Raw genomic sequence first — 4,153 nt, 5'->3', positions numbered from 1 at the left:
CCGAAGTGAAGGTCTACAAGAATCCACACAGCGGAGAGGTTGTTGAGACCAAGGGTGGTAATCAGCGTACGCTTAAGGCCTGGAAAAACGAGTATGGCGCTGAGGTAGTCGAGTCTTGGCTCGCCAATTGATTGCACTGCAGGCGGCTTCTGGCACGAGATGAATCGTGGTGCGCCCCGAATGCAAATTCCCATTCTGGGGCGTGACGAAATTTTCTGCGGGTGGTGGATTTAGAGAATTAAAACTGTCGCTAGAGGGTCCCGTCTTTCGCGGCCTGCAGCCATTTGGAGAGGAAACGCAAAACTGTCGCAATCACCCAAAACGCCGGTTCAGACTGATTCGCTAGAGAATTAAAACTGTCGCAGCCTGAAACGACGCGGCTTTCACGTGTATTCAGAGCCATCATTATCGATAGCCTGCTTACAAACATGTAATTCCTGGATCACGTGGATGACAGCTCCCAGTCGGTAAGCTTCACTCATGTCTTCATGGAGTAACAGAAATGAACACCGCTAAAAGCATTGCCGCCCTCATGCTCGTAATCGCCTCCTCATCCGCTTTAGCTGAAGGAGGATCTGATCGCTTACACGGAAAGATGATTCAGGCAAATGAGCAAGCAATGCGTGCCTACGCCGCTGCCAATGGAAAAAAACCACCTGAAGTGATCCATTATCGCTACGGAATGAAACTGGATGTGGCGAGAGTTATCAGTATGACTTCGCTCAAAGGTAGCTGCGACGTGATGCCGACACAGATGAATTACGAGGACTCAACAGGTGAGTTGAAAATCCTCGAATATCGCTCTGCTGGAATTAACTGTAGAGGTCAAAACTGACCGAAGGGACAGGGTAAGTCTTGGAGTAAGCTGACCACGACCAGCGCTGCAGCTGGTCGGCTGGCCGGCAGAAGCCCTTCCCCCGGGGCATCTTGCATTACGTGTCAGGATAACTGGCAACTACTTGATCGTCCCCACTCTTGGTGAGGCCGATGACTTGATAGGCGTGTTTCATGCCATCAACCTCCATACCTGGTGAGCCAGCGGGCATGCCAGGTACCGCGACGCCTGCCAGGTCGTTGCGCTTTATGAGCTCCTGCACCTGGGCTGCGGGGACGTGACCTTCCACAAACTTGCCATCGATAACCGCGGTGTGACACGAAGCCAGCCTCGGAGCTACTCCTAGCTCTTGCTTCACCGCCCTCATGTCCGTTTCAACGTGGTCGACGACCTTGAAGCCGTTTGCCTCCAAGTGCGCTATCCATTTCTTACAGCAACCGCAATTAGCGTCCCGGTGCACATCGATAGTCAGGGGCTCCGCAGCAAAGGCGGCTGAGGCGATTAGAAGTGACGCTGCGGTACTTAAACCGAGGAAGCGGCGCTTACTTGTCATGAGTGTGCTCCTTCCCGTCTTTGTGCACATGGGTTTTGGGAGTAGAACCTGTGTGGTGGTCCGAGTGCGCCTCGCCGGACTCGTGTTCACCGTGGTGCTCCGCTACTGATGAAGACTCCGAATGCGAACTGCCATGATCATGACTTTCCTCAGCCACGCCGTTTGCTGCGGAATCATCATGATTTCCATGACCTGATTTCGCACCACCGTGTTGGCCTTCATGGTTATGCATATCGCTTTCGCCACCGCCATGTTGGTGACCACCACTGGAAGCGACCATCATCTGGTACTGCTCAGCATTGAGTTGCGGTAGCTGGTCCAGGAACGCGACGATTCCCCAGATGTACTGGTCGTCCATGCTCTTACCCCAGGCTGGCATGCCTGTCGCTTTGATACCGTGCTTGATGGTCCAAAACGCAGCAGCAGGGTCACCGCTTACACCTATCTCGGTGAGGTTTGGTGGGGATGGGTATAGGGCTTGGCTGAGTTCAGTTTTCTCCACCCCTGGCGCGAGGTGGCAACCGATACACATGGCGTTGTAGTTGCCTGCCCCTGCTTGGATGAGAGCAGGATCTTTAAGGTTTGGCACCTCAATGTCGCTTGCTCGGACTTCAATCGAGCGATCCCGCGCCATGGCCAAAAACGCATGCACAGCGGGGAAGTGTGGGTCGTCCGCACCAACGTTCACGAGACCGAAGTAAGCAGCACCTAGCACTGCTGCGCTAGTAACAGCACCTGCCGCCACCAGCGTTGTAATTGTTTTTTTCATGTTGAGTTCTCAAAACCACATCCGAATACCGGCCACAAAACGAGCTTCGTCCACGTCCCCGCCTTCATCCCGAATGAAATCGGCGGTTTTGCCGTAGGAACGGCTCCAGGTGACACCTATGTATGGCGCGAACTGGCGAACAATCTCGTACCGTAACCGCAGCCCGACTTCGGTGTTTGCCAGGCCAGAGCCGACGCCGCGTTCCGGGTCGTTCTTGCCATAAAAGTTGGCCTCAGCGGTTGGCTGAAGAATTAAACGATTGGTTAGCAAGATGTCGTACTCGCCCTCCAGACGGGCAGCGGTTTGACCGTTCTCGCCGATAAAGGCGGTGGCTTCAGCTTCGAAGTCATACAGGGCCAGGCCCTGAATACCGAACGCAGCCCAGGTCTGCGGATCCTCCGGTTTGAAATCCTGCCGGACGCCGGCGACAACATCCCACCACGGGCTTACCGAGCGGCCATAGAGGAGCTGCAGCTCAGCATCTTCAGTCACACCATTGGTTCGTTCACCTTCCGAGCGAATCCAGAGCCTATTGATATCGCCGCCCACCCAGCCGGATGCATCCCAAGCAAGCGTGCTACCTTCATCGGCATCTTGGTATTCCAGTTGGTCTAGCAAGAAAAAGCTGTTGAACCCGCTGTCATCCATTTTGTGCCCGTCAAGCGGGGGGAAGGCAGCCTGCCGGTCGGCATCAGTCAGCACCGGGATTGGCGTACGGCTGGTCGGGGTCGGCGAATCAGCGTTCCCGTTTCCCATCGTGGAATGACCCATCGCGCCATGATCCATGCCTTCCATGGACCCGTGATCCATGCCTTTCATGCTTCCATGGTCCATCTTGCTGTGGTCCATCGAGGCGGGTTTCGCTTTGGGCTGGCCATGGCCCATTTTGCTGTGATCAACGGGTGCAGGTTGCGTGGGTTGCTTGCTCGCGCCCATCTGGCTGTGGTCCATGCCCGGCATCGCAGCCTGTGATGAGGCGTGGTCCATCTGCATGGCACCGTGGCCCATTGCCGAGTGGTCCATTCCGGAATGATCCATTTCAGCGGCGAAGCTGGGCGAAACGCCCAGCACACCTAAAGAAACGGCGAATGCCAGCAGCGATGGTCGTGCAACGCTATTGGCCATTTTTCCCTGCCTTAGCTTTGTCGCTGCCATGCGATTCCATCATTTTGCTGTGATCCATTCCTTCCATGGAACCATGATCCATGCCTTTCATGGAGCCGTGATCCATGCCTTCATGGTTCATGCCCTGGGCTTGCTTGCTCTTCGAGCCGTTCGATTGCGCCGCGTTGGACGACTTTTGAGAGTGCTGATCATGGTTGTCACTGGACCAGGAAGACGGGGCGTACACCGCGAGCAGGCCAACCATCGCGGCAGAGAGGAAAAAGGCGCTTCGTTTCATTGGTTTGCTCATCTCGTATCTCCAGTTCATTCGTCCACGCGGACTTCTCGGAACATGCCCATCTCCATGTGGTACATGAGGTGACAGTGATAGGCCCAGCGCCCGAGTGCATCTGCGGTTACGCGATAGCTTCGTTTCGAGCCAGGCGGCATATCGATCGTGTGTTTTCGCACCATGAAATTGCCGTCCTCATCCTCCAGGTCACTCCACATGCCGTGCAGATGGATGGGGTGAGTCATCATGGTGTCGTTGACCAAGGTAATACGCAGGCGCTCGCCGTACTTGAGCCGCAGCGGCTCTGCGTCAGAAAACTTGATCCCATCGAAGGACCAAGCGAACTTTTCCATATGCCCGGTAAGGTGCAGTTCGATTGTCCGGCCAGGTTCCCGGCCGTCAGGGTCGATGAAGGTGCTACGCAAATCCGAATACGTGAGAACCCGACGCCCGTTATCGCGAAGCCCGATCCCCGGATCGCTCAGCTTTGGCGTAGGGGTCATGGTCTGCATATCGACCAGAGGGTTGTTTGTTTCGGAGGCGGGATGGTTCTGCATGGCACCGCTGGCGGCCATATTGCTTTGGTCCATACCGGTCATG

The 4,153-nt window shown here is 55.5% G+C and carries 7 protein-coding genes; 2 read left to right on the top strand and 5 right to left on the bottom strand.

Translation table 11 applies throughout. The features are described from left to right. Both APH36_RS32945 and APH36_RS28790 read left to right on the top strand, forming a co-directional pair. The coding region (locus APH36_RS32945) for a DNA binding protein (RefSeq protein ID WP_256219368.1) at nucleotides 1-131 on the top strand (131 nt) is incomplete at its 5' end. Nucleotides 132-502: 371 nt separating this feature from the next. Beyond that, nucleotides 503-835: a DUF2790 domain-containing protein gene (locus tag APH36_RS28790; protein WP_011953079.1), complete on the top strand. Its 333-nt coding sequence runs from the start codon at nucleotides 503-505 to the stop codon at nucleotides 833-835. 97 nt (nucleotides 836-932) lie between these two features. Here the strand turns inward: APH36_RS28790 and APH36_RS28785 are convergent, their stop codons facing one another. The 5 genes from APH36_RS28785 to APH36_RS28765 form a co-directional block, all read right to left on the bottom strand. After that, complete coding sequence (locus tag APH36_RS28785) at nucleotides 933-1,388, bottom strand: DUF411 domain-containing protein (RefSeq protein WP_011953080.1); 456 nt, start codon at nucleotides 1,386-1,388, stop codon at nucleotides 933-935. Beyond that, a complete protein-coding gene (locus APH36_RS28780) occupies nucleotides 1,378-2,157 on the bottom strand; it encodes a cytochrome c (protein ID WP_011953081.1) in 780 nt (259 codons plus the stop codon). Before APH36_RS28780 ends, APH36_RS28785 begins: the two co-directional genes overlap by 11 nt. A gap of 9 nt (nucleotides 2,158-2,166) precedes the next feature. Next, entirely contained in the window at nucleotides 2,167-3,282 is a 1,116-nt protein-coding gene (locus APH36_RS28775; RefSeq protein ID WP_011953082.1) for a copper resistance protein B, read from the bottom strand. Continuing rightward, nucleotides 3,272-3,571 (bottom strand): hypothetical protein, encoded by a 300-nt coding sequence (locus APH36_RS28770; protein WP_176508570.1) that lies wholly within the window; start codon nucleotides 3,569-3,571, stop codon nucleotides 3,272-3,274. The genes APH36_RS28775 and APH36_RS28770 overlap by 11 nt, the downstream gene beginning before the upstream one ends. Nucleotides 3,572-3,585: 14 nt before the next feature. Continuing rightward, nucleotides 3,586-4,153, bottom strand: a 568-nt coding sequence (locus tag APH36_RS28765) for a multicopper oxidase domain-containing protein (protein WP_054906253.1), incomplete at its 5' end; no start/stop codon positions are given.

The sequence above is a fragment of the Pseudomonas sp. NBRC 111133 genome (assembly GCF_001320605.1).
Lineage (GTDB): Bacteria > Pseudomonadota > Gammaproteobacteria > Pseudomonadales > Pseudomonadaceae > Aquipseudomonas > Aquipseudomonas monteilii.
This window is presented reverse-complemented; position numbering and strand designations above follow the sequence as displayed.